Raw genomic sequence first — 26,614 nt, 5'->3', positions numbered from 1 at the left:
CTCAGTCGTGCGCGCCGAGCGAGACGTCGGTGCGGTGGAACGACTGGAACGAGCGCGACGCGGTGGGGCCGCGCTGCCCCTGGTAGCGGTTGCCGTAGGGGCCGGAGCCGTAGGGGTTCTCGGCGGGCGAGGTGAGCCGGAAGAAGCACAGCTGCCCGATCTTCATGCCCGGCCACAGCTTGATCGGCAGCGTCGCGACGTTCGACAGCTCGAGCGTGACGTGACCGGAGAAGCCCGGATCGATGAACCCTGCGGTCGAGTGCGTCAGCAGGCCGAGGCGGCCGAGCGACGACTTGCCCTCCAGCCGCGCAGCGATGTCGTCGGGCAGCGTGACGGTCTCGAACGTCGAGCCGAGCACGAACTCCCCCGGGTGCAGCACGAACGGCTCGTCCGCCGCGACCTCCACGAGGCGCGTGAGGTCGGGCTGGTCCTCGGCCGGATCGATGAACGGGTACTTGTGGTTGTCGAAGAGCCGGAAGAACCGGTCGATCCGCACATCCACGCTCGACGGCTGGACCATCGCGAGATCCAGCGGATCCAGCCCGATCCGGCCCGAGTCGAGTTCGGCCTTGATGTCGCGATCCGAGAGCAGCACGGCACCAGCCTAGACGGCACGCCCGCGCGCTCGCGTGACACATCCGGCCCGGTGCGTCAAGCGGGAGGCGCCCGGCGCCGCGAGCGCGTTACATCGATAGTCGAGCGCCGAACGTCCGGAAGGAGACGCACATGTCGCAGGAGCAGAACCCGACGAGCACCCCGGGTGCGAAGAAGACGCCGAGCACGGTGGACGCCGCGAAGGAGGCGGCCGCGGAGGTCGCGGGCGCGGCGCGCGCCGAGGCCGCCGCCGCGTCGGAGGATGCCGCGGCGAAGGTCGAGGAGGCCAAGGAGCAGGCGAGCGAGACCGCCGCCAAGGCCGAGGCGGGCATGAAGGACCAGGCCGCCACCGGCCAGCACAGGGTGGCCGAGGGCCTGCGCGCGGCCGGCGACAAGGTCGGCTCGCTCGCCGAGGGCGAGGGCGTCGTGAGCGGCGTGGCCGGCAAGGCGTCGCAGGGCCTGAAGCAGGCGTCGGAGTGGGTGTCGAACCGCGACCCCGACACGATGCTCACCCGGGCGAAGTCCTTCGCCCGCCGCAAGCCGTGGGTCGTCGCGGGCATCGGCGCCGCGGCCCTGCTCGTGCTGAACACGCTGCGCAAGGCGGTGTCAGGCAAGCGCTGATCGCCGCGAGGGCCGGCGCCTTCGCGGGCGCCGGCCCTCGGCGTGCGCCCTGCGACCGGCCGGGCGGACGCTGTTATGCTGGCTGACACGCGCTCCGGCGCGTGCGGGGCTGTAGTTCAATGGCAGAACTTCTGCTTCCCAAGCAGACAGCGCGGGTTCGATTCCCGTCAGCCCCTCCACTTCTCAGACGCGATGTCCGGCGGGTCACCTCCGCTGCCTCACTCGCAGCCGATGCCGTCGCCGTCTCGGTCGAGCTTGCGCGAGTAGCCGGGCTGGCCCTCGTAGATGGGCGCCGCCCCGGCCGCGCGCACGGCGTCGCAGTTGGCGTAGGAGACCTCGACCGGCGGGGCCGGTGCGGGCGGGGCGGGCTCCGGAGCCGGCGGGGCCGGCGCAGGCACGGGAGCCGGAGGAGCGGGCGCGGGGGCTGGAGGAGCCGGAGCAGGCTCGACGACGGGCTCGGGTGCCGGCGCCGGCGGCTGGGCCGCGTATGCCGACGTGAGCGCGGGCTCGTCCGGGCAGTCGGCGAGAACCCGCGCGATGGCGTCGTGTTCCGCCTGCGTCACCCACAGGCCGTACGTCGCCTTCACCGACACCTGGCGCGCGACGTAGGCGCAGCGGAACGCCCTGTTCTTCGGCAGCCAGGTCGCCGCGTCGCCGTCGCCCTTCTGGGCATTGGCCGCGCCGTCCACGGCGAGCAGGTTCAAGGGGTCGTTCGCGAACGACGCACGCTGATCCGGCGTCAGCTGCTGGGCGCCCTTCTGCCACGCGTCCGAGAGCGACACGACGTGGTCGATCTGCACCAGCGACGACGTGTCCTGCCCGCGGACGAACGCGATGGTCGAGCCGGTGAACGGATCGGCGAGCACGCCCGACATCACCTTGCACGGCCCCGACCGAACGACGTCCGCGAGGTCCCTCGCCAGAACGTCGTTGCGGGTGTCGCAGCCGTTGCGGTCGACGTCCAGCCACCGCTGCCCGAACTGGTCGCGGTCGTAACCGGTCTTCGGCGCGCGCCCCTTCACCTCGAGCGTCGCCAGAACCGCGAGAGCCGTCCGATCCGCGGTGGCCCCGGCGTCGGCGACCGTCGTGGTCTCCCCCTCGAACGCCACATCGGTGATCTCCTCGTCCACCGGCTCCGCCGTGACACTCGGAGTCGGCGACGGCGTCGGAGCGGCCGTCGCCGACGGCGGGGCGTCCTCGGCCGCCACGGGCTCCGGATCGCTCGGATAGATCGTCGTCGCGACCGTCCCCGTGACCATGAACATCGCCGCCGCGGCCGCGGTCACGGCCAGTGCCGCGCGCCGGGAGCGCAGCCGCAGCCACGTCGGCGTGCCCCTCACCAGCCCGACGATCGCGGTGATCAGCACCACGAGCGAGATGAGGGTGAACAGCGGCGACAGCACGATCCCGATCACCACGCCGACGAGCCCGATGACGACCCACAGCCACACCGGCACGCGTCGGGTTCGCGTCTCGGGCTGCACCGCGGGCGGCGGCATCATCCCGACGGCAGGCGGCGGCGTGACCTCCTCGGTCCATCGGGCGCCATCCCAGAAGCGGCTCCGGTCAGGATCCTGCGGGTCCGGGTACCACCCGGCGGGAGGGTCGAACCCCATCGTCTTTCGCCTTTCGCGCCGATTGCCAGAAAGCCCTATCGGCGGCCCGCGCCAGGGCGTAAGGCGTATCCGCCCGCGCCCACCCCGCGCGGGAGTACCGTGGCGCGCATGGCGGACTTCAACCAGCGGATCATTGACGAGTTCCGGGCGAACGGCGGCAACGTCGCGACCATGGGATTCGGCAGGGGGCTCGTGCTGCTGCACCACATCGGCGCGAAGAGCGGCACGGAGCGCGTCGCGCCCCTCGCGGCGCGGCGGCACGCGCCGGACGTGTGGCACGTCGTCGGATCGAAGGGCGGGGCGCCCGAGCACCCGGCCTGGTACCACAACCTGCTCGCGCACCCCGATGTCGAGATCGAGACGCCCGACGAGGGCGTCGTGCCCGTGCGGGCGCGGGATCTGCCGCGCGAGGAGCGTGACGAGGCGTGGCGGCAGCTCACAGAGATGAACTCGGGCTTCGCCGAGTACGAGCGCCGCACCGACCGCGTCATCCCCGTCGTCGAGCTGCGCCGCCGCTGACGCGGTCGTCGGATCGCCCGCGCCCTCGCCGGAGCCCGGCGCGCTCGGATGACGCATCCGACCCTCGTGGCCACACCCGGCCCAGCGATCCGACGACTGGGCACCGGGATCCGACGACCGAGCAGCACGCGGATCTGCCGGCAACCGCGAACCCGGCCGCGGATGGTAGCGATCACCCGGCCCGCGCGAAAGCGCATGGGCACCCGCGCGCCCGCGGCGTAGCGTCGGGCTCATGGCGGACAACGAGATCACGGCACTCGCACTGAACTGCACCCTCAAGCCGTCGCCGGCGGAGTCGAGCACGCACGTCATGGCGCGCCAGCTGCTCGAGCGGCTCGCGGCGCACGGCATCGACGGGCACGAGCTGCGCCTCGTCGACCACGACATCGCGCCCGGTGTGCAGGCCGACATGGGCGAGGGCGACGCGTGGCCCGAGATCCGGCAGCAGGTGCTCGATGCCGACGTCCTCGTCTTCGTGACGCCGACGTGGCTCGGTCAGCACTCGAGCGTGGCACAGCGGGCGCTCGAGCGGCTGGACGCCGAGCTGTCGGCGACGGACGAGCAGGGGCGGCCGATCCTGTGGGACAAGGTCGCGATCGCCGGCGTCGTGGGCAACGAGGACGGCGCCCACCACATCTCCGCGATCCTGTTCCAGGCGCTGGGCGACATCGGCTTCACGATCCCCGCGCAGGCGGCCGTGTACTGGAACGGCGAGGCGATGAGCACCACCGACTACAAGGACCTGCCCGAGACGCCGCCGTCGGTGGCCTCCACGATGGACGGCGCGGCCCGCAACGCCGCCCACCTCGCCCGCCTGCTGCGCTCCCGCGCGTACCCCGCGGCTTCCTGACCGGCCAGAGGCGAGGAGGATCGGATGAGCACCCCCGGCGGTCCCGACGACCCCACGCTCATGCGCAACCAGCCGGTGCTGCAGTCGCCCAGGCGCCGCTGGTGGCTGATCCCCGGCCTGCTGCTGGCCGCCGCCGGCATCGCGTCGCTCGCGGCCGCGCTGCCGCTCGGCCCGGCGCTGGCCGGCACGGGGATCGGCATCGTCGCGGCGGCGGCGATCGCCATGGTCGTCGTCGCCTTCGCGGTGCGCCGGCCGGTGGTGCGCAATCGCGTGCTGGCCGCACTCATGGCGCTCGCGGCGCTCGTGTCGATCGTGCTGCTCGTCATCCTGCTCGGCGCCACCCGCGTCTGAGCACGGGCTCAGACGAGCGGCATCAGGCCCGCGTAGGCGCGGCGCGAGTCGTGCGTGCCCGCGCCGTCGAACACGCGCGCGACGTCGCCGTCCGACCACCGCCGCCAGTCGACGCGACCCTCGCGGATGAACGACAGCGCCGCCCCGTGGTACGCCCGCGCCAGCGACTCCGGCGGGTTCGGCCCCGCCACCCGATCCACCTGCGGCGCACCGAGCACGTCGAAGAAGAACGGCACGTCGAGGCAGTGCATCGCCCAGTGCCGCGTGGGCGAGACCCACGAGAACGCGTAGACCCACGTGTCGGGCGACGCCGCTCGCGCCCGCGCGGCGCGCACGACGTCGCGGCGCATCGTGGTGTCGCTCACGAACCGGCCGAGCAGCCGCCGCGGGCCGCGGGCGCGCAGCTCGGCGTTTGCCGCCAGGTACGCGCGGCGCCGCTCGCCCCGCAGCCCGAGCACGCGCAGCAGCAGCGGCAGCGGCACGAGCCGCACCGCCCGCGGCAGGTCGTCGGCGATCATCGAGAACTCGTCGTCCATCCCGCCGACGACGAGCGGCTTGTCCGACCCCGTGCCCGCGGCGAGCGACGCGATCGTGGGCCGCACGATCAGCTCGCCGTCGACCGAGGGGCCGATGTTCGGGATCCCGCCGTCCAGCGCGCGGCGCAGCGCGCCCAGCCCGCCGCTGAGGGGATTCGGCAGCAGATCGTGCAGCCGCTCGGGCGGCACGGCGGCGAACGCGGCCGCGGTGGGGCCGGCGACGCCCGCCGCGGCCGCGACCGCGCGCGAGACCGACTGCGCCGCCTCCTCGGGGATCGTCACGGCGGTGGGCGACATGCTCCAGGCGTGGCGGAAGAGGTGCTGCGCGGCGGGCATGCCCAGCAGCGTGAGCACCGCGCCGCCGCCCGCCGACTGCCCCGCGAGCGTCACCCGATCCGGGTCGCCCCCGAACGCCGCGATGTTGCGCTGCACCCACTCCAGCGCCAGCAGCCAGTCGCGCACGCCGCGGTTGGTCGCGCCGTCGCTCACCCAGCCGAAGCCGTCGAAGCCGATCCGGTACGAGATCGCCACCGTCACGACGCCGTCGCGGGCGAACGGCGCGCCGTCGTACCAGGGCGAGGCGGGCGAGCCCGACACGTATCCCCCGCCGTGGATGTACACGAGCACCGGAAGCCGCGCGTCCGGCCCCAGCGACGGCGTGAAGACGTTGAGGTTGAGGATGTCGTCGCCGGGGATCGACGGCTCGGGGATGAGCGTCACACCGGTGTCGCCGCGCTGCGGGGTGGCGCCGGGCCGCGTCGCGTCGCGCACGCCGTCCCAGGCCTCGGCCGGCTCGGGCGCCGCGAACCGCCGCTCCCCCACCGGCGGGCGCCCGTACGGCACGCCGAGGAACACCGCGCACTCGCCGCGCCAGGCCCCGCGCAGACGCCCCATGTCGACGCGCACCTCGGGCGCGCTGCGCTCGGTCGTGGTCCGCGTCGCGTCGTCGGTGTGGGATCCCGTCACACCGCGACGCTACGGGGCGCGGCGACGCCGCCGCAAGGCGGGCGTCAGGCCACCGGCTCCACCGTGGGCGCGCGATCGTCCCTCGCGCGCGCCGCCCACACCGCGCCGGCGCTCGCGACGACGACGAGCGCGATGCCGGCGATCTCGAGCCACTCCAGTCGCTGGCCCAGGATGAGGAAGCCGGCGAGCGCGGCGGTGGCCGGGCCGAGGCTCATGAGCACGCCGAACGCCGACTCGCTGAGGCGCCGCAGCGCCGCCAGCTCGGCCGCGTACGGGATGGTGGACGACAGCAGCGCGACGGCGGCGCCCAGCGCCAGCAGCGAGGGATCGAGCAGCGCGGCGCCCGCATCGACGATGCCGAAGGGCAGGGCGAGCACCGCGCCGACCGCGATCGCGAGCGCGAGCCCGTCGAGCCGCGGGAAAGCGCGGCCCACGGCGGCGCTGCCGCGGATGTAGCCCGCCCAGCTCACGGCCGCCACGAGCGCGAAGGCCACGCCGACCGGGTCGAGCTCGCCCCACCCGCCGGCGCCGAGCGCCGCCACGCCGGCGAGCGCGAGCCCCGCCCACAGCCAGGCCGCGCGGCCGCGGGCCAGCGCGACCGAGAGCGCGAGCGGCCCGAGCACCTCGATCGTGACCGTCACGCCCAGATCCAGGCGCTCGAGCGCGAGGTAGAACGTGCCGTTCATGAGGGCGAGCACGGCGCCGAAGCGCACGACCGCGGCCCAGTCCGACCGCGAGCGCCCGCGCAGCGACGGGCGGGCGATGGCGAGCAGGATGAGCGCCGAGAACACCAGGCGCAGCATCACGATGCCGAGCGGGCCGGCGTGCGGGAACAGCAGCACGGCGATCGACGCGCCGATCTCCTGGCAGGCCAGCCCGAGCACGACGAGGCCGAGTGCGACGGGGGCGCCCTGCCGCGCCGCGGCGCCCCCGTCGTGGTGCACCGGCGGCGCGGCCACTAGCCGATCGGGCAGATCGCGCTGGCGGCGACCGCCTCGTGCATCGACTCCGCCGTCCACGGCAGCCCGAACTCCGGCTGCGTCTGGCCGGAGGCGGCCGGCGCCTTCGAGGCGATGGCCGCCAGCTCGCGACCGAGCAGGCCGACGATCCCGCCCTCCGAGGCCGAGTTGTTCAGCACGACCGCCACTGCCATCCCCGTGGCCGGATCGGCCCACACGCTCGCGGCGTAGCCGGGGATGGACCCCTGCTGCCCGAGGAGCGTGCCGGCCTGGAAGGCGCCCCCGCCGTACTGGAACCAGGTGTCGGCGTCGGGGTTGACGGGGAGGTTGTGGTCGAAGCGGCCGTTGTCCTTCTCCGCGAGCGAGTTCGCGGCCAGGATCTGGCCGTAGCGCCCGAGGTCGCCGATGGTCGAGACGACGCCCGAGTCGGTGAAGCCCACGCTCGCCGAGAGCTCGCTGTAGTCGGCGGGCGCCACGCATCCGGCGTCGCGGTCGGCCTGGGACGAGACATAGCCCGGCAGATGACGGGACGTCGTCGACGGCACGGCGGCCGCGTCGCCCGGCAGCGCCGTCTGCCGCAGCCCGCCCGGCTCGAACACGTACTGGTTCATCAGCGTGGACGCGCGGTGGCCAGACGCGTTCTCCAGCGCCTGACCGAGCAGCAGGTAGGCCACATCCGAGTCGCGGTACGCCGCGCCCGGCACGCCGCGCTCCTGAGCGAGGCCGTAGGAGGCGAGCTCGCGGGGGTTCCACTCCCGGGCGGGGGTGGTGTAGACGGCGTCGGCGGCCGTGCTCCACGACTCACCCAGCCCGCTCGTGCCGTCGCACAGCTGCTGCAGCGTGATGTCGCCCGGATCCTCCGCGGCCAGGTCGGGGACGCTGGGCACGTGCTCGGTGATCGAGTCGCCGAGGTCGAGCGTGCCCTCCTTCGCCAGGTCGTACAGCACGTCGCACGTCATCGCCCGCGTGACGTCGCCGATCCGGAACGACATGTCGGTCGTCACCTCGGATCCGGCGCCCTCCGGCTCGGTCGTGCCCACGCCGGCCACCCACGTGCCGCTCCACGGCACCCAGACGCCGACGATCGCGCCGGTTGCGCCCGAGGCCTGCACGGCATGGTCGACGGCCCCGCGCAGCTGGTCGACGGTCTCGCCCGGCAGCTCGGCCTCGACCTGCGACGGCAGCGCGACGTCTGCGGCCCGCGACTCCGAGCACGCCGTCAGCGCCAGACCGATCGCCATCAGCGCCGAGAGCGCGGCCGCGCCGCGCCGTGCCTTGCTCCGCATTCCACTCCCTCGGTCCGGAAACTCGAGTCTAAGCCGTGGCGGCCGTCCCTCCCCGCGAACCCGCCCTCGATCCGCGAACCCGCCCCGGATCGGGCGCGGGCTCGGCGAGCGGGCGCGGGCTCGGCGTCAGCTCACGCGCATCTGGGCGCCCTGGCGCTCCCACACGCCGCGCATGAAGCGGCGGACGTCCTCGTCGACGCGGATGTCGCTCGGCCGCAGCGGGCGGGTCAGGTAGAGGCCGTCGAGCGAGGTGAGCCGGCTGAGCGCCACATAGGTCTGGCCGGGGGCGAAGGCGCCGGCGCCGAGGTCGACGATGGCGCGATCGTAGGTCTTGCCCTGCGACTTGTGGATCGTCACCGCCCACGCCAGGCGCAGCGGGAACTGGGTGAACTCGGCCACGACCTCGCGCGTGAGCTTGCGGGTGTGCGGGTCGTACGCGTAGCGGTACTTCTCCCACACCGAGGGCTCCACCTCGAACTCCTCGTGGTCCACCTCCACCCGCACCGTGTCGCCCACGATCTTCGTGACGGTGCCGATCGTGCCGTTCACCCAGCGCGGCGGCTCGCCCTTGGCGCCCGCGTCGTTGCGCAGGAACATCACCTGCGCCCCGACCTTCAGCTTCAGCTCCTCGTCGGCCGGGTACGCGTCGCCGCGGCCGAAGTCGCCGCTGATGTCGGCCCGCGCCTTCTGCTCGCGCCCCGGCAGCTGGGCCAGGTGCTTGGCGTTGATCGCGTTCACGCGGTCGTTGCGCGTGGCGAGCGTGATGACCGGATCGTGCGGATCGTCCGGCGGCGTGCGCGCGCCCGTGGCGTTCAGGACGTCGGCGATCTCCTTCGTCACCCGCCCATAGCGCACGGCGTTCAGCATCGCCTTGAATCCGTCGTCCGACTGGCGGTGGATATGGGTGAGCTCGCGGATGTGCAGATCGGCCCCGTGCCTGCCGAGGTCGATCAGCCCGTCGGACGCCGGCGCCTGCCCCGCCCACACGTGCGCGTCGAAGAACCAGAACGAGCGGTAGTGATCGGCGATGTACCGCGCCTCGTCGCCGCGCGGCGGCACGGGCGCCAGCTGGTACGGGTCGCCGAACATCACGATCTGCACGCCGCCGAACGGCTCCGCCCGCCGCCCCCGCGCCTGCCGCAGGGCCCGGTCGATCCCGTCCATGAGATCCGCGTTCACCATCGAGATCTCGTCGATCACGAGCGTGTCGATCGCGTTCAGGATCTTGCGGGTGGCCTCGTTCTGATCCAGGTCGCTGTCGGCGATCAGGCCGATCGGCAGGCGGAAGAGCGAGTGGATCGTCTGCCCCTCCACGTTGAGCGCGGCCACGCCGGTGGGCGCGCAGATCGCGATCTGCTTGCTCGTGTTCCACGTGAGATGGCGCAGGAGGGTGGACTTGCCGGTGCCGGCGCGACCCGTGATGAAGACGTGCTCGCGCGTGTCCTCGATGAGGCGGAACAGGGCTTCCTGCTCCGCGGACAGGACGGGCGCGCTCACCCGTCCATGCTAGGGCGCGCGGGCGGCGCATCTCGGTCGCATATCGACCGGGGCGATGCCCAGGCGTCGCGCAAGCGGCGTTCATAGACTGTCGCCATGCAGCAGGGGGAGCGGGGCGAGACGGCACTGGCCGACCCGCCGGCGGGCGCCGTCGCCGCCCCCGCGGCACCGTCACCCCGCAGGTGGACGGGCCTGGAGATCGCGATGACGGTCGTGATCGGCGCGCTGCTGATCGCGGCGATCGCCGCCGGGTTCGCCTCGCTGTACCGCGGCTTCTGGGGCCCGAGCGCGTTCGCCGAGCGATACGTGCAGCTGATCGCCGAGGGCCGGGCGGCCGACGCGCTGGCCGTCGACGGCGTGGCCGTCGACACCGCCGAGCTCGAGGCGGCGGGCCTGCCCGCCTCCGCGCACGACGCCCTGCTGCGCTCCACCGCGCTCGGCTACGACCTCACCGACATCCACGCGGTCGAGGAGCGACAGGTCGACGGCGACACCGAGGTCACGGTCGCGTACCGGATCGACGGCACGACGGCCGAGTCCACCTTCCGGATCTCCCCGTCCGGCTGGAGCGGCCTCGTGCCGGCGTGGAGCTTCGCCCGCAGCCCCCTCGCCGTCGTGCAGGTGGGGGTGCACGGCTCCATGAGCTTCGCCGTGAACGGGTTCGAGATCGACAAGCGCCAGGTCTCCCCCGACGGCGTCGACGCGGATCCGCTCGCGCCCGTGTCGCTGCTCGCCTTCGCGCCGGGCATCTACGAGGTCTCCGTCGACACGCCCACCACCGCCGCCGAGCCGCAGCGCGCCCTGGTGGACGAGCCGCTCACGGCGACCGCCTTCGACCTGCAGGCCGCGCCGACGCCCGAGTTCCTCGACGTCGTCGCGGAGCAGGTGAGCAGCTTCCTCACCGCGCAGTGCGCCTCGCAGCAGGTGCTGCAGCCGGCCGGGTGCCCCTTCTGGGTGTCGCTGGAGAACCGCCTGGCCGCCGGCACCCTGCCCACCTGGTCGGTCGTGCAGGAGCCGCCGATCGAGCTGGTCCCGGACGGCGCGTACTGGCGCATCGCCGAGGCGAGCGGCCTCGCCCACATCGAGATGGACGTGCAGTCCATCGCCACCGGCCGCATCACCCACGTCTCGGAGGACGTGCCGTTCACGATCGACGGCACCGTCGAGATCCTCGCCGACGGCACGGCGCAGATCCGGATCGGCGCCCCGCTGCTCGAGGGCTGACGCCCCACGCCCGGCCCGGGGCGTCGCGGCTGGATGCCCGCGGCTAGATGCCCGCGCGCTGGTCGCGCTCCGCGAGCGCCGCGAGCCGGGCGTTGTACGCCTCGAGCTCGGCGTCGCCCGTGCGGTCGGCGTGACGGTCGCTGCGCCGCTGCTGCCGCTCGTCGCTGCGGCTCCACTGGATCGCGACCGTGATGGCCGTGATGAGCGTGGGTATCTCGCCGATCGACCACGCGATCCCGCCGCCGATGTACTGGTCCTCCAGCGGCGTGGGGCCCCAGGTGCGGCCCATCGCGCCGTACCACTCGGCCACCATGAGGCCCGTCTGGCTCATGATGGCGATGCCGAAGAAGGCGTGCATCGCCATCACGACGATGAGCGTGACGAGCCGGCCCGCGTAGGGCAGTCGGTACGGCACGGGATCGATGCCGACGAGCGACAGCACGAACAGATAGCCCGAGATGAGGAAGTGCGCGACCATCCACTCGTGGCCGAGGTGGTCGTACAGGCTCCACCGGAACAGGTCGCTGAAGTAGAACAGCCACAGCGATCCGATGAAGATGCCCGCCGCCACGAGCGGATGCGTCAGCACGCGCGCGACGGGGCTGTGCACAGCCCACAGGATCCACTCGCGCGCACCACGCGATCCGTCCTCGCGACGATGGATGGCGCGGGCCGCAAGCGTGACGGGCGCGCCGGGCACGAGCAGCAGCGGGATCGCCATGCTCAGCAGCATGTGCAGCAGCATGTGCGCGCTGAACAGGTAGTGGCCGTACGCGTTGAGCGGCCCGTTGGTCACCCAGATGAGCAGCAGCATGCCCAGCACCCACAGCGCCGTGCGGTACAGCGACCACGCGTCGCCGCGGCGGCGCAGCCGCCACACGCCGGCCAGGTAGAACGCGATGCCGAAGACGCCCACGAGCAGCCACAGCGGGTCGAGCTCCCACTCGGTGAGCAGCCGCGCGGGGGTGAGCTCGGGGGGCAGCGGCGCCTCGGAGAGGATCTCGGCGGGCGTCTGCGCGAGCGGCGCGTCCTCGCCGACGGGCGGGGCGGATCGGGCGAGGGCGGCGGCGGCGCCCGAGGCGATGCCCATGAGCGCGAGCTCGAGGGCGATCACCCACCAGAACGCGCCGCGGCGCTCGCGGGCGATGAGCCGCGCGCGGTACCAGGCGCCGAGCGCGCCCATCGCGAGCAGCGCGACGATCTTGACGCTCATGACGATGCCGTAGGGCGTCGTGACGAGCTGAACCGGCGAGGTGAGCGCGGCGAACGAGCGGATGACGCCGCTGGCCGCGACGAGCAGGAACGCCACGAGCGCGATCGACGAGTAGCGCTCCAGCACCGTGCGCACGCGGTCGGCCTCGAGGAGCGGCCGCACCACGACGAGCAGCAGCAGGCCGCCGAGCCACGCCGCGGCGCCGAGGATGTGGATCGCCATGGTCGTGACGACGAGCCCGTGCGTGGCGAGGTCGCCCGAGTGCCCCTGGGTGGCCATCGGCAGGAGCGAGACCGCGGCCAGCGCGGCCGTGAGGAGGGTGGGGATCCAGCCCCGCACCGCGAAGGCGAGGACCGTGACGAGCGCGGCGACGACCGTCGTGATCAGCCACGTGCGGCCGAGCTCGGTGTCGACGAGGAACCGGCCCAGCTGCGCGCCGAACTCCGGACCGGCGCTCAGCTGCGCGTTGAACACGTCGAGGAAGGTGAGGAAGGCCACCGTGCCCGACGCCACGGTGAACACGGCGGCGCCGATCGAGGCGGTGTCGAGCGAGGCGTCGAACTCCCGCTCGCCCTGACGCATGGCGAACAGCGCCAGCACGAGCGAGCCGAGCATCGCCGCGGCCGAGAGGTTCACGAGCAGCTTGGCCACCGGCAGGCCCCACCGCACGAGGGGCCCGGCGTCGCCGATCGCCAGGGGATCCGCCCCGCCCGCGAAGGCGAGCGCCCACGCGACGGCCGCGACGGCGGCGAGGAGCAGGATCGCCGGGCCGGCGACGCGCAGGAGGCGGGGAGTCACCCGATCAGCCTATTTCGCGCCGCCTGAACGAAGACGCGAAAAGGGCCGCCCCGGAGGGCGGCCCTGGGAACGCGGTCTTACTTGACGGCGCTCTTCAGCTTCGAGCCGGCGGTCACCTTGACGCGCTTGCCGGCCGGGATCTTGATCTCGGCGCCGGTCTGCGGGTTGCGGCCGGTGCGAGCGGCGGTCTCGACCTGCTCGAAGGCGATCCAGCCGGGGATCGAGACCTTCGAGCCCTTGGCGACGGCCTCGGACACGGTCGTGAAGAGCGCGTCGAGCACGCCCGAGACGGCGGCCTGGCTCTGACCGGTCGCGCTCGCGATGCTCGCAACGAGCTCGGTCTTGGTGATGTTCTTGTCGGCCATGTCATCCTCCAGCGGCGAAGGACGCCGCAGAACGTGGTGTTATCGGCCGGGAGCGGTTGCCCCCGGGTGGTCGTTCGACCGCCTTGAATGTATCAACGAGCCCCGGCATTCCGCGGATTTTCGCGGCTTTTGCCGCAATCCGGGCGGCGTGTCGCCCCCGCGGCGTGACGGATGTGACGGATGAGGCCGCCCGTCAGTCGTGCAGCAGACGCAGCGCGGCCACGACGTCGCGGTGCCAGCGGCGCGCGGCGGGCAGCACCCCGGCGTACACCGCGGCGTCGTGCGGCACGCCCAGGTACTGCACCGCGCTGGCCTCGACGCCGGCCTCGCGCAGCGCCGCCGCGTACGCCGCGCCGTCGCCCCGCAGCGGGTCGTACTCGGCCGTGAAGACCACGGCGGGCGGCAGCCCGGCCAGCGACGCGGCCCGGATCGGCGAGGCCAGCGGGTTCTTCGCGTCGCGCCGGTGCGGCAGGTACGTGCGCGCGACGGAGAGGAGCTCGCGCGCCATGATGATGGTCGGGATGCCGAGCGCGCGCGTGGCGGCGAAGTCGATGTGGCGGCCGGTGAGATCGACCACCGGCACCTCGAGCAGCTGGCCGCGCAGGGGCAGGGCGTCCCTGTCGCGGTTGGCCAGGGCCACGGCGGCGGCGATGTTGCCACCGGCCGACGTGCCCTGCAGGGCGACCCGGCCCGCGTCGAACCCGAGCTCGTCGGCCCGGTCGAAGAGCCAGCGCAGCGCGGCGAGCCCCTGCTCCACCTGGGTGGGGAACCTCTGCTCGGGAGCGAGCGCGTAGTCGACCGCCACCATCGCCACGCGGGCCTCGGCCGCGCGCCGCCGGTTCACGGCGTCGGTCGTGGGGAAATCGATCCCGCCGATCCGGAACGCGCCTCCGAAGAACGTCAGGCAGGCGGGGATCGGCCCCTCGGCGGCGATGTCCCAGTCGGCCGTCGGGTAGTAGACGCGCACCCGCACATCGGGGTAGCCCTCGACCGGCACGACGTGCTCGGCCGTGCGCACCTCCGGGCCCGGCACGCCCGACTTCGCGAGCTCCTTGCGATCCCAGTTCCTCGCCTGGCGCCGGTGCGCTGCGCGCCGTTGCGAGGCGTGCGGGCGGTGCTCCCTGATGGCCTTCTGCGTCTCGGCGCGGGCGGCACGGCGCGCGACGTCCTTCTCGGCGGGGCTGGCCGCCTCCACGCCCTGCTCGGCCGTCGGCCGCATGAACCAGGGCCAGCCCAGACGCGTCTTCAGGCGGCGCAGCGCCTGGGAGACCCAGTACTTGCGCTCGCGCCTCAGTCGCTCGGCGAAGAGCGGATCCAGCTGCATACGCCGATGCTATCGGCGCGGCGATGGGGCCGCCGACGCGAAAGGGCGGGACCTCCCGGAGGAGATCCCGCCCTTGTCGCTGCTCTGGTGCTTACCAGGACGACGGTGCCGCCAAAGTCGAGCTGATTACCAGCTCGACTTGGTCACGCCGGGCAGCTCGCCACGGTGCGCCATGTCGCGGAAGCGCACACGCGAGATGCCGAACTTCGTCAGCACACCGCGGGGGCGGCCGTCGATGGCGTCACGCGAACGCACGCGCACCGGCGAGGCGTTGCGGGGCAGCTTCTGCAGGCCGACGCGGGCGGCCTCGCGCTCGTCGTCCGACGCGTTCGGGTCGACGAGCGTCTTCTTCAGCTGCGCGCGCTGCTCGGCGTAGCGGGCCACGATGACCTTGCGCTGCTCGTTACGCGCGATCTTGCTCTTCTTGGCCATGGATCAACGCTCCTCTCGGAACTCGACGTGCTTGCGGACGACCGGGTCGTACTTCTTCAGCACGAGGCGATCGGGGTTGTTGCGGCGGTTCTTCTTGGTCACGTAGGTGTAGCCCGTGCCCGCGGTCGAACGCAGCTTGATGATCGGACGGATGTCCTGAGCCTTCTTGGCCATTAGAGCTTCACACCCTTCGCGATCAGGTCCTTGACGACCGACTCGATGCCGCGGGCGTCGATGACCTTGATGCCCTTGGCCGAGACGTTCAGCGTGACCTTACGGCCGAGCGACGGAACGTAGTACGTCTTCTTCTGCACGTTCGGGTCGAAGCGACGCTTCGTCCGTCGGTGCGAGTGCGAAATGTTGTGACCGAATCCAGGCGTGGCGCCGGTCACCTGGCACACAGCAGCCATGGTTCACTCTCCTTCAATACCGTGACCCCGGACGGGACCACCCAAGATCTCTTGTCTGCACATGCCGCACCCGCCCTCGCGGGCTGTGTTCAGGTGGGGAATGCACGAACTACGCGCAGGAGTGCGCGCAGACAGTGTTCTACACTACCAGAACTCTCGCCCTCGTCGGACCCCGCTTCGCGGGGCCGCTCCTCGGGCTCGGGCTGTCGCGGGGGCCGCGTCAGCCGCGCACGCGGGACTCGCCCGCTGCGCGCACGCCTTCGGCGTGCACTTGCGGGCTCGGACCGTCGCGTCGCGACGGCCGCGCGTGGGGCGGGCGCAATGGCGCCCGCACGCTCGGGCGCCGCTTCGCGGCGCCCATCGCAGAGTGAGCGGTCGGGCCGCACAGAGCGTGTCCGCAGTTCGGCCCGTGGGCTCGGTTGCGGTGGTCGCTTCATCTCCGCGGCTCCGCCGCTCCGTTCAGCAACCGATCACGTCGAACCGATCACTGTGCGAGCGAAGCGACCATGGCAGTTGCGGTGGTCGCTTCGACCGGGGGGGGTCGACCGCCTCACACAGCTCCTCGGCCGGGGCGGAAGGGGGAGACCGTGGGGTCGTCCGGGATCCAGAAGCGCCAGGGGTAGGCAGACGTGCCGGCGATGCCGGCAACGCCCACGCGCGGCCCGGTGGCGTACTCCGCCAGCGGCGTGACGGGCAGCTCGAGGCGGGCCACCGCCCCTCCGAGCTCGCCACCGGCGACCGCGTCGATGCCATCGTGCAGGGGGTGGCGCAGGCCGACGGCGTCGCCGAGACGGCCGGGGCCGCGGGCGAGGTCGCGATCGGTCCTGGCCACGCCTCGCACGTGCCGGCGGCGGCGGGCGATGTCGGCGCCGCGCACGATCTCACCGGCGCGCAGCAGGCAGCCGTCGCCGCGGCCGGCGGGCCCGCACACGACGTTGACGCACGAGTGGATGCCGTGGCTGAGGTACACGTAGAGATGCCCGGGCTCGCCCCACATCGTCGCGTTGCGCGCCGTGCGCCCCATGCGCGCGTGCGATCCGGGATCCGGCACGTCACCCGATCCGGCGCCGTGGTACGCCTCCACCTCGGTGATGCGCACCGCCACCGTCTCGGGGCCCGACCCCGCGTCGACCACCGTGGTGAGCACGGCGCCGAGCAGACGGGGCGCCACCTCCACCGCGAGCGGCAGCAGGTCGTCGCGGGTGGCAGGCCGCAGCCCGCTCACCAGGGCCCCACCTGGCACCACGAGATGTCGAAGCCGCGCAGCGCGCCCACCTGCTCGCCGGAGTCGACCTCGACGATCCGCGTCTCGAGCGTGCGGGGCATCGGCTGGGCGGCCATATCGTACGGGTTGTCGATGAGGTCGGGGGCGACGAGCACGGCGACGTACTGGCCGCTCGGCGAGACGCACACCTGCTGCACGACGTCGGGCGCCGCCACGTGCAGCAGCTCGCGCGCCTGCCCCTCGGCGGTCACGTGCGCGATCGAGGCCGCGGCCGGCAGGCCGTCGTCGCCGAGCACGGCGTAGCGGCGCACCGAGTCGCCGTCGGGGAGGGGCGCGATGAAGCCGAGCGTGCCCGGCTCGGGATCGGCCTCGGTGATCGGCGTCTCCTCGCCCGTGGCCAGGTCGAGGGTGACGAGCCCGGCGTCGATCCGCTCCACCACCGCCGTGTAGGTGCCGCGCGTGACGGCGTCGATCGTCACGGCCGTGCCGAGGAAGGCCGGATCGGCGCCGTCCGGCTCGACGAGGATGAGCTCGCCGTCGAAGTCGATCATGAGCAGCGCCGACGAGTCGGGCACGAACCGCCAGCGGTCCACGCTCGGAGCCTCGTCGCCCACCTCGACGGGCACGGCATCCGCCCCCGGATCGCGCAGCGACGACAAGTGCAGCACCGACTGCATGCCGGTGGCGGCGTCGAGGTCGGTGTAGGTGTATCCGATGGTGCCGCCCCGCTCGGACACCTGCAGGCTCGCGATGATCCCATCGCCCGGCAGCGCGACGTCGCGCGGGTCCCCGCCGTCCCGATCCGTCACGATCAGCCGCGCGCGACCGCCCTCCCGCACCGACACGACGATGGCGTCGCTCGTGGCACGGAAGTCGTCGATCTCGGGGTGGCTCACCACCGCCACGCGCTCGCCGTCCAGGCCGGCGCGGTAGATGGTGTCGTCCCCGTCCTCGCTGCGCTCCAGGATGAGCACCTCGGCGGGCGGCGTGCGGAAGGTGGTCTCGAGCGTGGCCGCGGGCCCGCCGCCGACCCCGCGCACCCCCTCGACGGAGACGCGGTACTCGGTGTCGGCGTCGAGCGGCGCCGTGAAGCGCACGCCCACGGCACGGCCGGCCGCCTCGACGGTGTGCGCCGCCTCCGGTTCCACGACCACCTGGGCGGGATCGATCGGGGCGAGCGCCTGATTGGCGGTGAGGATCGCCCGGGCGCCGGCCACCTCGATGGCGGCGGCCGGATCGACCTGCGCGTCGCTCACGCGCGGCCCCTGCGACAGGCTCACGGCGGCGCCCGCGCCGGCGAGCACGGCGAGCGCCGCGACGACGGCGGCGAAGGCCGCGGCGAAGTGGCGCCGCGCGGACCGCAGGCGTGCGGCGCGGCGCGGGATGCGGTCAGTACTCATACGGATCCTCGGGCTCGGGCACCTCGGTCACCGATGCCGGCTCCACGACCAGCTCCCCCTCGGCGGTGGCGGAGACGACGCCCTCGACCTCGATCCATCCGCCCACGGGGAACTCGCCCTCGACGGGCGCGACGGGGAGCGAGGCGGGCTGCGCGTCGATGACGCAGTGGGTGATGACGAGGCGTCCCAGGCGGATGCCGTCCTCCCCCTCGCCCGCGGGCGTGACGAAGCCCGTGAGGGTCACCTCGGCGCCGTCGAACGCGTCGGGGCTCGTCGCGCGCGCGAACACCGCCGCCCAGTCGCCCACCCCGAAGCCGCTCGTGTCCGAGCCGGCCGCGAGCACGACGTCGTCGGCGCCCGCGAACAGCGGCGCCGTGCCGGTGTCGCGCTCCATCGCCAGGTCGACCGACAGCGACGCAGGCGGCAGCAGGATGGCGCCGGCCGCCACGCCCGTCGCGAGCACGCCGCCCACCGCGCCGACGGCGAGCGCGACGCGCGGCGACCGCTCGCCGTGCGCGTGGTCGTCGTCGCCGTGGTCGTGCCCGTGGTCGGCCTCGGCGCCCAGGGGCAGCGCGAACGACGCGACGGCGCCGATCAGCACGATCACCGCCATCCCGACGGCGAACCACGTCTGGGCAGGGTTGATGTACAGGGCCAGGCGGTCGGTCCACGCGAGGCCGATCGTGACGACGGCGAGCACCGCCGCGAGGCCCACGCCGAGCCAGCGCGTGCCGAGGGATCCGAGGCGGCTACGCAAGGAGGTTCACCCCGATCCCGATCGCGAATGCCGACAGGACGACGACGACGACGATCCCCGAGAGCACGCGCCACGTGAACGTCGTGCGCATCAGCGCGAGCATCTTGACGTCGACGATCGGCCCGACGAGCAGGAAGGCCACGAGCGACCCGGGCGAGAACGTCGAGGCGAACGAGAGCGCGAAGAATGCGTCGACGTTCGAGCAGATCGCCACGGTCACGGCCAGCAGCATCATCGCGACGATCGACAGCACGGGGTTGGAGCCGATCGCGACGAGCGCGTTGCGCGGCACGAGCACCTGCACGGCGCCGGCGAGGGCCGATCCGATGACGAGGGCCGGCATCACCGCGCGCAGCTCGACCACCAGCTGCGCGATGCTGCGCCGCGCGCGCGATCCGGGCTCGTTCGCGACGACCTCGCACGTCTGCGCGAACCGCTCCGTGAGCATGCGCTGCGGGTCGGGGTGGCGGCTGTACAGCCAGGCGACGAGGTTGGCGATGGCGTAGCCGCCGAGCAGCCGCGCCACGAGGATGCCGTCGCTCCAGCCGAAGGCCTGGTGGGTGGTGAGGATGACGATCGGGTTGACGATCGGCGCCGCCACGAGGAGCGCCAGGGCGTCGCTCGGTCCGACGCCGCGCATGAGCAGGCCGCGCGCGAAGGGAACGTTCCCGCACTCGCACACGGGGATGAACATGCCCAGCAGCGACAGCACGGCCCGGCGCGCCCAGCCCGCGCGCGGCAGGATCCGCTCGATCACGCCGTCGGGCAGCCACACCTGCACCGCGATGGAGAGGACGACGCCGAGCGTCACGAAGGGCAGCGCCTCGATGAGCACGCTCAGCGCGAGGGTGAGCCCATCCTGCGCGCGCGAGGGCAGCTCGGCCTCGAACAGCGCGGGCGCGAAGGCGTCGAACGCGAACAGCGCCGCCACGACGACGAGGCCGATGCACAAAGAAGGAAGAACGCGCGCGCGACGGCGAACGGGCGCCTGAATCGTGGTCATCGTGCTCGATCTGCCTTCGTTGTGCGGCGGGTGCGCGGCTCCGGACGACGGCCGGCTCGGGTCACGCCCCGGCCGCGGCCTTCTTGGCCGAGCATTCCTCGCACAGCCCGAAGATGTCGACGACGTGCTCGGCCTCGGTGAAGCCGTGCGCGGCGGCGGTGTCGCGCGCCCACTGCTCCACGGCGTGCGCCTCGATCTCGACGGCGCGGCCGCACGAGCGGCAGATGAGGTGGTGGTGGTGGCCGGTGCTGCGGCATGCGCGGTAGAGCGCCTCGCCGTCGGGGCTCTGCAGGGAGTCCGCCTCGCCCGCGGCCGTCAGGCCCGCGAGGGCGCGGTAGACCGTGGCCAGGCCGATGCCCGTCTCGGCCTCGCGCAGTGACTGATGCAGGGTCTGCGCGCTCACGAAGCCGGCGGCCTCGCCCAGCGCGTCGCGCACCCGCTCGCGCTGCCATGTGTTCCGCTGCGCCATGATCCCGATCCTATGCCGCGCTCCTCGACGCCGCCTGGGCATGGGAGCGCTGGGCCCGGTCCCGCCGCCACGCGATCAGCCGGCACACGGCGTAGATGAGGAACGAGATGGTCGTGATGTACGGGCTCACCGGCAGGGTGCCCGCGATGGCGAGCAGGATGCCGCCGACGGCCGATACGAACCCGAACAGCGCCGACAGCAGCGGCACCGAGAGCGGGCCGTGCACGACCTTCATCGCCGCGGCGGCCGGCGTGACGAGCAGCGCCATGACGAGCAGCGCGCCGATGATGTGCACGGCCACGGCGACGACGAGGCCCATGAGGAGCATGAACAGCATGCTGATCGCGGTGCTCGGCACGCCCCGCGCGGCGGCGGAATCGGGATCGAGCGAGTCGAAGCGCAGCGGGTTCCACACGAGCACGAGCACCACGAGCACCGCCGCCGAGATGCCGATGAGCCAGCCGAGGTCGGGGGTCGTGACCGAGATGATCTGCCCCGTGAGCAGGCTGAACCGGTTGGCGCTGCGCCCCTCGTAGAGCGAGAGGAAGAGGATGCCCAGGCCCAGCCCGAACGGCATCAGCACGCCGACGATCGAGTTGCGGTCGCGCGCCCTGGCCCCGAGCAGCCCGATGAGCAGCGCCGCCGCGATGGCGCCGAGCAGCGATCCCGCGACGACCGAGCCGCCGAACAGCAGCGCGGCCGCCGCGCCGGCGAACGACAGCTCGCTCACGCCGTGCACGGCGAAGGCCATGTCGCGCTGCATGATGAAGATGCCGATCAGGCCGCCCACGATGCCGAGCACCGCGCCGGCGACGAGCGAGTTCGACACGAGCTGCAGCAGCGCGCCGTAGTCCTGGAACGAGAACACGTCGCTCCACTCGAGGGCGGGGCGGATCATGCGTGGGCCTCGTGGTCGTGCTCGTGCTCGTGCGCGTGGTGCGGATCGGCGTCGGGGATGCCGACGACGACGAGCCGGTCGCCCGCGCGCAGCACGTGCACGGGCGCGCCGTACAGATCGGAGAGCACGTGCGTCTGCAGCACCTCCTCCGGGGTGCCGAGCGTGAACCGCCCGCCCGCGATGTAGAGGATGCGATCCACGCGATCCAGGATCGGGTTCACGTCGTGCGTGACGAAGAGCACGGCCGTGCCGCTCGCGCGCTGCCGGTCGATGATCTCGGTGATCGCCTGCTGGTTGGCCAGGTCGAGGCTCGACAGCGGCTCGTCGCACAGCAGCAGGGCGGGGTCGTCGGCGAGCGCCTGGCCCACGCGCAGCCGCTGCTGCTCGCCGCCGCTGAGGCGCCCGACCGGGTGGTCGGCGTACGCGGTGGCGCCCACGGCCTCCAGCAGCGCGTCGACGCGGGCGCGGGCGCCGCGCGGCGGGATCGGCAGGCCGAAGCGGGCGCCGTTCACGCCGAGGGCGACGAGGTCGCGGGCGCGCAGGCTCGTGTCGGCCGGGAACGGCAGCTGCTGGGGGATGTACCCCACGCGCGGATTGCCGCGCCGCACGGGCTCGCCCGCCACGCGGATGCCGCCCTCGCTCAGCTCGCGCAGGCCCAGGATCGCCCGCATCAGCGTGGTCTTGCCCGATCCGCTCGGTCCCAGCACGGCGACGAACTCCCCGGGCTCGACCCGCAGATCGAGGCCGGCCCACAGCTCGCGCCCGCGCAGGCGCAGCGCGGCGCCGTCGATCTCGAGAACGGGCGCGGTCATCCCCTCAGCCTATCGCTGATCCTGATAACGGTTCTCGGCATGCTTACATCCGCGAACCCGCCCTCGATCCGCGAACCCGCCCCGGATGGAGCGCGGGTTCGGCGAACGAGGGCGGGTTCGCGGGAGAGAGGATCAGGCCAGGGCGTCGGCGAGCGCGTCGATGTTGGCCTGCATCCAGGTGACGTAGGTCTCGCCGTCGGGCAGGGTCTCGCTGTACTCCACCACCGGCACGCCGGCGGTCTCGGCCGCGTCGAGCACGGCCTGCGTCTCGGGGCCGCCGGTCTGGGTGTTCGTCACGAGCACGTCGACCTCGCCGCCCTCGATCGCGGTCGTCGCCGCGAGCAGCGTGGCCGGGGCGACGTCCTGCCCCTCCTCCACGGCCTCGGCGAATCCCTCCGTCGTGACATCCGTCAGGCCCGCCTCGGCCGCGAGGTAGCCGCCCACCGGCTCGGTGAAGAACACGGTGCCGCCCTCGTGCGCGGCGGCGATCTCGCCCAGGCCCGTCTCGAGGCCCTCGATCTGCGCGATCAGCTCCTCGGCGTTCGCGTGGATCGTCTCGGCGTCGTCGGGCAGCAGCGCCTCGGCCTCCTCGGCGATCGCCTCGACCGCGTGCGCGATCGTGTGCGGGTCGTACCAGACGTGCTCGTTGAAGCCCTCGATGTGGTGGTGCTCGTGCCCCTCCTCGGACTCGCCCTCGTGGGCGTGCTCGTCCTCGGCGTGCTCGTGCTCGTCCTCGGCGTGCTCATCCTCGGCGTGGTTGTACTCCACGACCGTGACGACGTGCTCGATGCCGGCGGCCGCGACGAGATCCTCGGCGAAGTGGTCGTAGCCGCCGCCGTTGAGGATCACGAGATCGGCCTCCTGCACCGCGAGCTGGTCGCGCGCCGTGGCCTCGTACTCGTGCGGGTCCTGCGTGGGCGAGTCGATGATGGCCGTGACCTCGGCGGCGTCGCCCACGATCGCCTGGGCCAGGTCGGCGTACACGCTCGTCGACGCGACGATCGACACGCCGCCCTCGTCCGCGGCCGCGTCGCCGGGGCTCGAGGCGCAGCCCGCGAGGGCGAGCGCCGAGACGGCGGCGAGGGACAGGACGGGCAGCATGCGACGGGTCATGCGCATACCCTACGCAGAACGATAACGGTTCTCAAAATCGACGAAGGCTCAGGCGAGCAGCTCCCGGAAGTCGTCCGCCGTCAGGGCCGCGGCGCCGGAGACGTCGTCCGATCCGAGCACGTCCTCGAAGAGGCGGCGCTTGCGGCCCTGCAGCTCGACGACCTTCTGCTCGATCGTGCCGGCGGCGATGAGCCGGTAGACCATGACGGGCCGGTCCTGGCCGATCCGGTGCGTGCGGTCCACCGCCTGCGCCTCGGCCGCCGGGTTCCACCATGGGTCCAGCAGCACGCAGTAGTCGGCGGCCGTGAGGTTCAGGCCCACGCCGCCGGCCTTCAGCGAGACGAAGAACACGGGCACCTCGCCGCCGACGAAGCGGTCGATCATGGCGGATCGGCGACGCGGGGACGTCGATCCGTCGAGGTACGCGTACGGCACGCCGCGCTCCTCGGCGACCGTCGCGGCGAGCCCGAGGAACTCGGTGAACTGGCTGAACACGAGCACGCGATGCCCCTCGGCGACGACCTCGTCGATCAGCGCGCCGAGCGCCTCGAGCTTGGCCGAGGGCCCGGCCGCGCCGGCGAACGAGGGGTCGAGCGCGTGGCGGCGCAGGGTCGTGAGCGCGGCGAGGATCTGCACGCGGTTGCGGTTCACGTCGTCGAGCAGCCCCAGCAGCTTCTGCTGCTCGCGCCGGAACCGCTTCTCGTACGCCCTGCGGTGCTCGGGGTGCAGCACGACCTCGAGCGTCTGCTCGGTCTTGGGCGGCAGCTCGGGCGCGACGGTCTCCTTCGTGCGGCGCAGCAGGAAGGGACGGATCCGCGAGCGCAGGCGGGCGAGGCGGCCGCGGTCGTTCTCGCGCTCGATCGTGCGCTGGTACTCCTCGCGGAAGTGCGCGCGCGTTCCGAACAGCCCCGGCGCGACGAGCGTGGCGAGCGCGAACAGCTCGAGCAGGTCGTTCTCCATCGGCGTGCCGGTGAGGGCGAACTTCGACGGCGCGTCGAGCAGCCGCGCGCACGCGTAGCCGCGCGACGCGGAGTTCTTGATCTGCTGCGCCTCGTCGAACATCGCCACGCGGAACCCGAGGGCCTGGAACTGCTCGATGTCGAGCCGGAAGATCGCGTAGCTCGTCACGACGAGCCGGGCGTCCCCCGCGGCGTCGGCCACGGTCGTGCCGCGCTTGGCGGCCGTCTCGGTCAGCGCGACGGCGCCCAGCTCGGGCGCGAAGCGCCGGGCCTCGGCGAGCCAGTGCCCCACGACGCTCGTGGGCGTGACGACGAGGAACCGCGCGTCCGGCTCGTCGAGGCGGGCCTGGTCGAGCGCGGCGAGCGCCTGCACCGTCTTGCCGAGGCCCATGTCGTCGGCGAGCACGCCGCCCAGCCGGTGCCGGCGCAGGAAGTCGAGCCAGCTGAACCCGGCGCGCTGGTAGTCGCGCATCTCGGCGCCGAACGACGGCGGCGGATCGCGCGGCTCGACGCGCGCGTCGGCGAGCGCGCGCAGGGCGTCGAACCACTCGCTGCGCTGCGCCTCGACGATGCCGAGCTCCGACAGCTCGCCCCACAGGTCGATCTGGTGGCGGCTGATCCGCACCGTCTCCGACGTCTCGTCGGCGAGCGCCCGCGCCTCGGCGAGGATGTCGCGCAGCCGCGCGAACAGCGGGCTCGTGAGGGGGAAGACCGTGCCGCTCAGCAGCGTGAAGTACGTCTGCCCGCGCGAGAGCGCGGTCAGCAGCGCGCCCGTGCTCACCGGCTCGCCCTGGATCGTGACGACGATCCGCAGCTCGAACCAGTCGTTCCCGCTCGGATCGGCGCCGATCCGCACCCGCGGATCCTCCGTCGCGAAGCTGTATCGCGGCAGCTCGTCGTGCGCCTCGACGCGCAGCCGCTCGACGGATCCGAGCGCCGGCAGCACGGAGGCGAGGAACTCGATCGTCTCGTCGCGGCCGAGGTCGCGCGAGACGAACGGCTCCTCGCGCCCGCGCTCGCCCAGCAGGTGCGCGAAGCGGCCGGCGGCGGCCGCCACCTCGTCGAGGATGCGCCGCTCGGCCTCGGGCAGCCGGGGCGCGTTGTCGTCGTACTCCCATTCCCAGTAGAGCCGCGCCACGGGGTGGGCGTGCCGGATCGCGAGCACGAGCGTGGGCAGCGCCGGCTCGGGCACGTCGAACGATCCGTCGCTCGAGACGAGCGGTGCCACGGCGCGCAGCGCCGGGAGGTAGTCGCGCACGAAGCCCTCGATGCCCGCGGCGGGCACCGACACCCGTCCGGTGCGCTGCAGCCGGTCGAACTCGGCGCCCACCGGCCGCTCCAGCGGCACGAGCGCGGCCACGCGGCCCTCCGCCACGCGGGCCATCGCCACCGTCGGCGCGCCGAGCGGCAGCATCCGCTCGCCCGGCTCGCCGCCCAGCGCCGGCTCCACCCAGAGCCGGCCGCGCACCGCGCGCAGGTCGAGCGCCGCCGCGATCGCCTCGCGCTCCAGCCCCACCGCGCGCTGCAGCCGCTCGTCCGCCACGAACGGCACCCCGGCCTCGTGCGCCTCGCGGAGCAGCGCCCAGAGCCCGCGCGACGGCACGGCGTCGAGCCGGATCCACTCCGGGCTGCCCCAGCCGCCGTAGTACGTGCGGTGCCCGCGGCTCGGCCGCAGCCGCGCCCCGACCGCCGCGAAGTTCTCGCGCGAGGCGTGCAGCGCGCGCAGGTCGGCCAGCGCCCGGGTGGCGCGGTCCGGCGCGCCGCGGTCGCCGATCGCCTCCCACGAGACGCCCGAGCGGATCCACGATCCGCTGCGGCCGCGCACGGCGGGGCGGATCGCGACGCCCTCCCCGGGCGGATCGCCCTGCTCGGCCGGGCGCACGGCGAACAGCAGCGCCAGCTCGGGCTCGTCGCTCTCGGCCGCGGGCTCCAGGATGCCCCGTAGCGCGCGCTCCCACGGCTCGATCCCGCCCCTCGGGCGAGCAGTCTCGGCGCCCGCGCGGGCCGCGATCCGGCCCACGCCGAACGGCTCGTCGCCCTCGGCGAGCGCGTACAGCGCCGCGGCGGCGTGCGGGCAGCCGCCGGCCCCGTCGTCCGCGCACCAGCAGCGCACGAGCCCCTCGCCGGCCGCGTCGAACTCCGCCTCGACCTCGACGCTCGCGGTTCCCACCGCCACGAGCGCGCCCGAGAAGTCCCGCCCGGTCTCGATCCGCAGGATCCGGATCGGCACCCGATCCGCGAGCATCCGCCCCGCCTCGGCATTGCCGGGCGCGCACAGCGCATCCACGAGCGCGGGAGTCAGGACGAGCGAGGCCACCCGCCGAGCCTACGGACACCCACCCCCATTCCCGCGAGACAGCACGTGCGCGCCGAGACAGCGTGCAGACGCCACGGTCTCGGCGCGCAGATGCTGTTTC

26 protein-coding genes and 1 tRNA gene are annotated in these 26,614 nt (G+C 73.4%); 6 read left to right on the top strand and 21 right to left on the bottom strand.

The features are described 5' to 3' along the window. Position 1: 1 nt before the first annotated feature. Complete coding sequence (dcd, locus tag ACWDR7_RS01245) at positions 2-595, bottom strand: dCTP deaminase (RefSeq protein ID WP_449853112.1); 594 nt, start codon at positions 593-595, stop codon at positions 2-4. 131 nt (positions 596-726) lie between these two features. On the opposite strand from dcd, the gene ACWDR7_RS01240 reads away from it, so the two are divergent. After that, positions 727-1,215: a hypothetical protein gene (locus ACWDR7_RS01240; protein WP_449853111.1), complete on the top strand. Its 489-nt coding sequence runs from the start codon at positions 727-729 to the stop codon at positions 1,213-1,215. A gap of 105 nt (positions 1,216-1,320) precedes the next feature. Continuing rightward, positions 1,321-1,394: transfer RNA gene (locus ACWDR7_RS01235), tRNA-Gly, on the top strand. 39 nt (positions 1,395-1,433) lie between these two features. Here ACWDR7_RS01235 and ACWDR7_RS01230 read toward each other — a convergent pair. Continuing rightward, positions 1,434-2,831 carry a GmrSD restriction endonuclease domain-containing protein gene (locus ACWDR7_RS01230; protein ID WP_449853110.1) on the bottom strand — a complete coding sequence of 466 codons (1,398 nt, stop codon included), beginning with the start codon at positions 2,829-2,831 and terminating at the stop codon, positions 1,434-1,436. Positions 2,832-2,939: 108 nt separating this feature from the next. Between ACWDR7_RS01230 and ACWDR7_RS01225 the strand changes: the two genes are divergently transcribed. The 3 genes from ACWDR7_RS01225 to ACWDR7_RS01215 all read left to right on the top strand — a co-directional run bounded on the left by ACWDR7_RS01225 (position 2,940) and on the right by ACWDR7_RS01215 (position 4,551). After that, positions 2,940-3,350 carry a nitroreductase/quinone reductase family protein gene (locus tag ACWDR7_RS01225; protein WP_449853109.1) on the top strand — a complete coding sequence of 137 codons (411 nt, stop codon included), beginning with the start codon at positions 2,940-2,942 and terminating at the stop codon, positions 3,348-3,350. 232 nt (positions 3,351-3,582) lie between these two features. After that, positions 3,583-4,200 (top strand): flavodoxin family protein, encoded by a 618-nt coding sequence (locus ACWDR7_RS01220; protein WP_449853108.1) that lies wholly within the window; start codon positions 3,583-3,585, stop codon positions 4,198-4,200. Between the two features lie 24 nt (positions 4,201-4,224). Then, positions 4,225-4,551 carry a hypothetical protein gene (locus ACWDR7_RS01215; RefSeq protein ID WP_449853107.1) on the top strand — a complete coding sequence of 109 codons (327 nt, stop codon included), beginning with the start codon at positions 4,225-4,227 and terminating at the stop codon, positions 4,549-4,551. A gap of 8 nt (positions 4,552-4,559) precedes the next feature. Here the strand turns inward: ACWDR7_RS01215 and ACWDR7_RS01210 are convergent, their stop codons facing one another. From ACWDR7_RS01210 to ACWDR7_RS01195, 4 genes are all read right to left on the bottom strand, one after another. Beyond that, positions 4,560-6,053 carry a carboxylesterase/lipase family protein gene (locus tag ACWDR7_RS01210; RefSeq protein WP_449853106.1) on the bottom strand — a complete coding sequence of 498 codons (1,494 nt, stop codon included), beginning with the start codon at positions 6,051-6,053 and terminating at the stop codon, positions 4,560-4,562. Between the two features lie 44 nt (positions 6,054-6,097). Then, a complete protein-coding gene (locus ACWDR7_RS01205) occupies positions 6,098-7,012 on the bottom strand; it encodes an EamA family transporter (protein ID WP_449853105.1) in 915 nt (304 codons plus the stop codon). Then, entirely contained in the window at positions 7,012-8,298 is a 1,287-nt protein-coding gene (locus ACWDR7_RS01200; protein ID WP_449853104.1) for a serine hydrolase domain-containing protein, read from the bottom strand. Before ACWDR7_RS01200 ends, ACWDR7_RS01205 begins: the two co-directional genes overlap by 1 nt. A gap of 126 nt (positions 8,299-8,424) precedes the next feature. Continuing rightward, positions 8,425-9,795 (bottom strand): ATP-dependent DNA helicase, encoded by a 1,371-nt coding sequence (locus tag ACWDR7_RS01195; RefSeq protein ID WP_449853103.1) that lies wholly within the window; start codon positions 9,793-9,795, stop codon positions 8,425-8,427. 96 nt (positions 9,796-9,891) lie between these two features. On the opposite strand from ACWDR7_RS01195, the gene ACWDR7_RS01190 reads away from it, so the two are divergent. Next, positions 9,892-11,019: a hypothetical protein gene (locus tag ACWDR7_RS01190; protein ID WP_449853102.1), complete on the top strand. Its 1,128-nt coding sequence runs from the start codon at positions 9,892-9,894 to the stop codon at positions 11,017-11,019. 43 nt (positions 11,020-11,062) lie between these two features. Here the strand turns inward: ACWDR7_RS01190 and ACWDR7_RS01185 are convergent, their stop codons facing one another. The 15 genes from ACWDR7_RS01185 to ACWDR7_RS01115 form a co-directional block, all read right to left on the bottom strand. Beyond that, entirely contained in the window at positions 11,063-13,030 is a 1,968-nt protein-coding gene (locus ACWDR7_RS01185; protein ID WP_449853101.1) for a cytochrome c oxidase assembly protein, read from the bottom strand. A 77-nt stretch (positions 13,031-13,107) separates the two neighbouring features. Continuing rightward, positions 13,108-13,395: an HU family DNA-binding protein gene (locus ACWDR7_RS01180; RefSeq protein ID WP_261166787.1), complete on the bottom strand. Its 288-nt coding sequence runs from the start codon at positions 13,393-13,395 to the stop codon at positions 13,108-13,110. A 193-nt stretch (positions 13,396-13,588) separates the two neighbouring features. After that, positions 13,589-14,719: an alpha/beta hydrolase gene (locus ACWDR7_RS01175; protein ID WP_449853100.1), complete on the bottom strand. Its 1,131-nt coding sequence runs from the start codon at positions 14,717-14,719 to the stop codon at positions 13,589-13,591. A 126-nt stretch (positions 14,720-14,845) separates the two neighbouring features. Further along, the gene (rpsN, locus tag ACWDR7_RS01170) at positions 14,846-15,151 is read right to left on the bottom strand and encodes a 30S ribosomal protein S14 (protein WP_449853099.1); all 306 of its coding nucleotides are present in this window, start codon (positions 15,149-15,151) and stop codon (positions 14,846-14,848) included. A 3-nt stretch (positions 15,152-15,154) separates the two neighbouring features. Continuing rightward, entirely contained in the window at positions 15,155-15,325 is a 171-nt protein-coding gene (gene rpmG, locus ACWDR7_RS01165) for a 50S ribosomal protein L33 (RefSeq protein ID WP_067026508.1), read from the bottom strand. Continuing rightward, positions 15,325-15,561 carry a 50S ribosomal protein L28 gene (rpmB, locus tag ACWDR7_RS01160; RefSeq protein WP_261166782.1) on the bottom strand — a complete coding sequence of 79 codons (237 nt, stop codon included), beginning with the start codon at positions 15,559-15,561 and terminating at the stop codon, positions 15,325-15,327. Before rpmB ends, rpmG begins: the two co-directional genes overlap by 1 nt. 550 nt (positions 15,562-16,111) lie before the next feature. Next, positions 16,112-16,786 (bottom strand): DNA-3-methyladenine glycosylase, encoded by a 675-nt coding sequence (locus ACWDR7_RS01155; protein ID WP_449853098.1) that lies wholly within the window; start codon positions 16,784-16,786, stop codon positions 16,112-16,114. Further along, a complete protein-coding gene (locus ACWDR7_RS01150; protein ID WP_449853097.1) occupies positions 16,783-18,186 on the bottom strand; it encodes a hypothetical protein in 1,404 nt (467 codons plus the stop codon). The genes ACWDR7_RS01155 and ACWDR7_RS01150 overlap by 4 nt, the downstream gene beginning before the upstream one ends. Continuing rightward, positions 18,176-18,943, bottom strand: coding sequence for a TIGR03943 family putative permease subunit (locus ACWDR7_RS01145; protein WP_449853096.1), 768 nt, complete (start codon positions 18,941-18,943; stop codon positions 18,176-18,178). The genes ACWDR7_RS01150 and ACWDR7_RS01145 overlap by 11 nt, the downstream gene beginning before the upstream one ends. Beyond that, positions 18,936-19,946: a permease gene (locus tag ACWDR7_RS01140; protein WP_449853095.1), complete on the bottom strand. Its 1,011-nt coding sequence runs from the start codon at positions 19,944-19,946 to the stop codon at positions 18,936-18,938. Before ACWDR7_RS01140 ends, ACWDR7_RS01145 begins: the two co-directional genes overlap by 8 nt. 61 nt (positions 19,947-20,007) lie before the next feature. Beyond that, on the bottom strand, positions 20,008-20,415 hold the full coding sequence (locus tag ACWDR7_RS01135; protein ID WP_449853094.1) for a Fur family transcriptional regulator: 408 nt from the start codon (positions 20,413-20,415) through the stop codon (positions 20,008-20,010). A gap of 10 nt (positions 20,416-20,425) precedes the next feature. Next, positions 20,426-21,313 (bottom strand): metal ABC transporter permease, encoded by an 888-nt coding sequence (locus ACWDR7_RS01130; protein WP_449853093.1) that lies wholly within the window; start codon positions 21,311-21,313, stop codon positions 20,426-20,428. Next, a complete protein-coding gene (locus tag ACWDR7_RS01125) occupies positions 21,310-22,125 on the bottom strand; it encodes a metal ABC transporter ATP-binding protein (protein WP_449853092.1) in 816 nt (271 codons plus the stop codon). Before ACWDR7_RS01125 ends, ACWDR7_RS01130 begins: the two co-directional genes overlap by 4 nt. 132 nt (positions 22,126-22,257) lie before the next feature. After that, positions 22,258-23,238: a metal ABC transporter solute-binding protein, Zn/Mn family gene (locus ACWDR7_RS01120; protein WP_449853091.1), complete on the bottom strand. Its 981-nt coding sequence runs from the start codon at positions 23,236-23,238 to the stop codon at positions 22,258-22,260. Positions 23,239-23,286: 48 nt separating this feature from the next. After that, positions 23,287-26,514, bottom strand: a complete 3,228-nt coding sequence (locus ACWDR7_RS01115; RefSeq protein ID WP_449853090.1) for a DEAD/DEAH box helicase — start codon at positions 26,512-26,514, stop codon at positions 23,287-23,289. Positions 26,515-26,614: the final 100 nt, after the last annotated feature.

Source organism: Microbacterium sp. NPDC003461, from assembly GCF_053588335.1.
Note: the sequence above shows the minus strand (reverse complement) of the source record. Positions and strands in the feature narration are given on the sequence as shown.